The sequence below is a fragment of the Desulfobaculum sp. genome, assembly GCF_054921475.1.
In genome coordinates this window covers 1-3744 of record NZ_JBUDSW010000306.1, presented here as the reverse complement: position 1 = coordinate 3744, position 3744 = coordinate 1, and the positions used below count along the sequence as shown (strand labels likewise).

Genomic DNA, 3744 nt, shown 5'->3' with positions numbered 1-3744 from the left:
GCTTCAGCGGCGTGATGAGCAGCTTCAGCCCAACAGCGCTGCCAATGGCCTCGGGGAGCGCTTCCCACAGGCCGTATTCCACGGCTTTGGCGTCAAACTCCTCGCGGGCGGCGTCCCATTCCTCTTGGGTCAACGGCTGCGCTTTTTTCCCGGCCGCCTTGGCCTCTTGGGCCTTCTGCTCCTGCAGAGCGTCGCGGTAACGGGAGACGATATCGTCCTTGGCCATGCGAAATGCTGCGGCGCCGGACGCGGACGTCCCGGCCAGCCAGGCGCCGGGGCGCGCTCCGGGGACCGGGGCCAAAGCAACCGGCACACCCGCGCCAAGGCCCGCGCCCATGCTGGTCAGGGAAAAGCCGAGGTTTCGCGGGAACTGCGCCACATCGCGCACGGTGATGCCGGGCAGGAACTCCGCGCCGGAGCCGTAGCGCTGCGCGTAGTCGTCGCCCCGCTGGCGCACGCGGCGGATAAAGGCGTCCACCGCGCCCTCCTCGTGGTCAATATCCCCGCCGCGCCACGCGCTGGCCATGGCGGCCGCCGTCTCCTCCGGCACGCGCGCAAAGGAGCGGCCAAACACCGACAGGCCGCCAAGAAAGTCCGTCTCCGGCTCCCTTTGCCGCCGCTCGCCGGGCTGTGGGCGGGTAAGGATGGCGTCCGGGATGGGCACCAGCATCTCCTCCACGCGCCGGGCTTCCTCGTCCGTCAGGCCCGGCCCTGTGGGCTTCGTGCCGCTCATACCGGACATGACGGAGCCGGGCAGATCATCCACCGGCGGTGTTGGTGGGTTGCCGGGAACGCCCACGGCGCGCCCGGAAAAGTCCGGGGCATTGCGCTGGGCCACGATGCGCGGATCCTCCGGCGTCATGCCGCGCACGGCCTCGTCCGTGATGCTTGGGGGCCTGCCCACGCCAAGCAGCTCCCCAAGCGTGCCTAGGAAGGTGTCGCCCGGCTCCGGCGGTGGCGGCTCTTTAGGCGCGTACTTGTCGATGTAGCGCTGGAACTGCGGCGTGATGGCGTCAATGGCCGGGGAGAAGCTGACGCCCAGCGCCTGCGCTCCACCATCAAAAGTCCGCCCCTGCCTTTTCGCATCGTCCCGGCCCCTCATCGCCCACCCTCCTGCGCGGCCACAAGCCCGCCCGGAAGGCCGCCTTCACCGGGGTACAGGATGCGCTTGATTTCGTCATAGGACAGGACGCCTTCGGCCAGCAGGTCAATTTCCATCTCGCGCCGGGCCGCGCCCCAGTTGGGGCCGGTGGCCTGCCGCACGCGCTCTACCTCAGCGCGCACGCCGTCCAGCACGCGGCGGCGCATGTCGTCGCCCACCTGCACGCCCGTGGCTTGCCGCGCCTTGGCCTGCAGCTGGTTCACGGCGATAAGGTCGCGCATGGCTCCGGCGCTGCCGCCCTTGGCCCTCGCCGCCATATCCGCCAGCGCATCCTCCACGCCCTGCGTATTGAAGGTGTAGCCGCCCTGCCCGTCCGGCACCATCAGCGGTTGCCCGCGCTCGCCGTAGCCCTCAAGGTGCATGGCCATGGCCCCGCGCAAATCGCTCACCTTGGGCGCGGCCTGCGGCTGACCGGAGAGCGGCTGAAAGCGCCCGCTCTCGGCGACGCCAAGGGTGCCGTCCCCAGCCTTCAAAATCTTCGGCGCGTCGTCCTGCTTGGGCGCGGGCTGGCCCTTGATGAGGGAAAACACGCCGCCCTCAACCGTGCCAAGGCTGCCGTCGCTGGCGCGGAGCACCTTGGGCGCTTTGGGCTGCTGGCGGGTCAGCGCCGAGTCATAGACCGGGCCGGAGTAGCCGTCCAAACTGTCGCTATAGACCGGCAGGCCCCGCGCGTCGCGGCCAATCTCCTCGCGCGGCTCGCTCCCGGCCAGAATCTGCACGCGCAGGCCTCCGGGCGCGCCTTCGTCAGGCACCACAACGCCCTGCCCCCGTCCGGGGACGTTGACCACTTGCGGGGCGCTCTTTTTCATCTTCCCAGCAAGCACCGTGGTCAGCCACGTTTTGGGGTCCGTGGCCGCCGGCACCACGCGCTGCATCAGGTCCTCCCGGCCGGAAAAGCGAAACTCCGACGCCGGGTCGTATTCCTTGGTGCGGCCCTGATCCACCATGCGATAGCCTTTAAAGGTAATGGCGCCGGTCTGCGGGTCCTCGGTGTAGTCGTAGCCGAGGTCGTTGGGGAAGAGGTCGGTCCCCAGCTTCGCCACCACGGCCGGGTCGCCGCCGGAAAGGATAAGCGCCTTGGCAAATTCGCCCTGCCGCTGTGCTTCCTCGCGTAGTTCGCGCTGGGAGAGGAGCTCCTCCATCTGGAACTCCCGCGCCGCGTTGTCCGCGCGCAGCTGCGGCAGGCGCGCGCCAAGATTCACGCCCCGTTCCAGCCCCTCGCTTGCGCTGTCCCAAAATCCCATGGCTCACCCCCTTACAGCAAAAGACTCATCAACCCGATGCCAGCGGCCTGCCCGCCCACATTGCCAAGGAACCCGCCAATCCCGGCGCCGCCGCTTTGCGAGGACGACTGCGACTGCGTGCGGGTGCCAGCGTTCAGCGCGGCAAGGGCCCGGTCTGCGGGGTTGCCCACGGGCAGGCCCGGCAGGCCGCCGGTCTGATACGGCCTGGCCCCGCCCGCGCCGGTGCTGGTGCTGGCGACGCCCGGCAGGCCGGACGCGCGACCGCGCATGCTCATGGCGGTGGCCAGTTTGGACCACGCTTTGTCGTCCTCGCCAACGCGCGCGGCAGTGCGTGCTCCGGCAGTAGTGCGCGCCCGGTCCCGCGCAATGGTGGACAAGATGGAGCCGGAGCTGGCCCCGCTGCGTCCTGCGGCCCGGCGCGCCGCGCCTTCCGCGCCCTTGTACGCTGCGGCAACGTCTGCGCTGGCCCGGCCCATGGCGCCAAGGGTATCCGGCCCTTTGGCGGCCTGCGCGTAGAAGGCGTCCGCGACGGGGCGCGCCGCTCCATCTCCGCCAGTTGCTCCGAAACCAGCGCCTCCTTCACCGGGCGGCCGAGCTCCAGATCAAAAAGCGTTTCCTCAAGGCCCGCCTGCGCCACGCGGCGGCGCAGAGGGAGCAGCTCGCGCTGGGTCGCCAGCTCCTCCGTGGTCAGGCCCTGCCGCTCCGGCAGCACGGCCAGATTCGCGTTGGCGAGTTCGCGCTCGTAGGGCAAAAAGTGCTCCTTGTAGAGCGCAAGCTGTTCCTCGCTCAGGGTGGCGAGCTTGCGCGCGGCCTCGGGATCCACCGCGTTGATGGTGGTTGTGCTCTCGTATCCGCTGTCGCCGACGCTCATGTCAGGCCCTCCAAATACTCGCCAAGGGTTTCGTCATGCACCATGCGCCGCACGCGCGGGCCAACGCTGCGCATGTAGTCATACCCGCCGATAAGCCCCGCGCACTGGATAATGACGTCCCCCAGCACATCGCGCAGGACAAAGGCCACGGTGCGGTCGTGGTCCGTGCCGCGTTCCAGCTCGTTGGCATCCAGCCAGCAGGTGATGTAGCAGCGCATGAGCGGCTGGAGCATGGCCCGGTGACGCCGGAAAAAGTGGTTCTCCGGGATGCCCACCAGCGCCAGCCAAAAGGCCTTGCTCACGGCCTGCGGCGGCACAGCGCGGTCGCCGTCCACAAGGTCGTCCCAGATTTGGCTGAGCAGCCCCATGTCCTCCACAAGGCGCACGGCCTCCGGCTCATTCTGCAAAACGTCCGCCCAGCGGGCATATTCCTGCGTTGGCATGGCTATTCCCCTATGGCGATGATG

At 69.1% G+C, this 3744-nt stretch carries 5 protein-coding genes; all 5 read right to left on the bottom strand.

From position 1 onward, the window contains the following. Positions 1-1102, bottom strand: a 1102-nt coding sequence (locus tag ACY69P_RS15020) for a hypothetical protein (RefSeq protein WP_462328059.1), incomplete at its 3' end; no start/stop codon positions are given. Continuing rightward, positions 1099-2406 carry a hypothetical protein gene (locus tag ACY69P_RS15015; protein ID WP_462328058.1) on the bottom strand — a complete coding sequence of 436 codons (1308 nt, stop codon included), beginning with the start codon at positions 2404-2406 and terminating at the stop codon, positions 1099-1101. The genes ACY69P_RS15015 and ACY69P_RS15020, both read right to left, overlap by 4 nt. An 11-nt stretch (positions 2407-2417) precedes the next feature. Next, a complete protein-coding gene (locus ACY69P_RS15010) occupies positions 2418-2681 on the bottom strand; it encodes a hypothetical protein (protein WP_462328057.1) in 264 nt (87 codons plus the stop codon). Further along, the gene (locus tag ACY69P_RS15005) at positions 2678-3277 is read right to left on the bottom strand and encodes a hypothetical protein (RefSeq protein WP_462328056.1); all 600 of its coding nucleotides are present in this window, start codon (positions 3275-3277) and stop codon (positions 2678-2680) included. Before ACY69P_RS15005 ends, ACY69P_RS15010 begins: the two co-directional genes overlap by 4 nt. Further along, a partial coding sequence (locus tag ACY69P_RS15000; protein WP_462328055.1) for a hypothetical protein occupies positions 3274-3744 on the bottom strand: 471 nt, incomplete at its 5' end. The genes ACY69P_RS15005 and ACY69P_RS15000, both read right to left, overlap by 4 nt.

What these genes read in the sequence shown, in the direction of transcription:
- ACY69P_RS15015 (WP_462328058.1), bottom strand. Translation starts at nt 2,406, where the DNA reads ATGGGATTTTGGGACAGCGCAAGCGAGGGGCTGGAACGGGGCGTGAAT.
- ACY69P_RS15010 (WP_462328057.1), bottom strand. Translation starts at nt 2,681, where the DNA reads ATGAGCATGCGCGGTCGCGCGTCCGGCCTGCCGGGCGTCGCCAGCACC.
- ACY69P_RS15005 (WP_462328056.1), bottom strand. Translation starts at nt 3,277, where the DNA reads ATGAGCGTCGGCGACAGCGGATACGAGAGCACAACCACCATCAACGCG.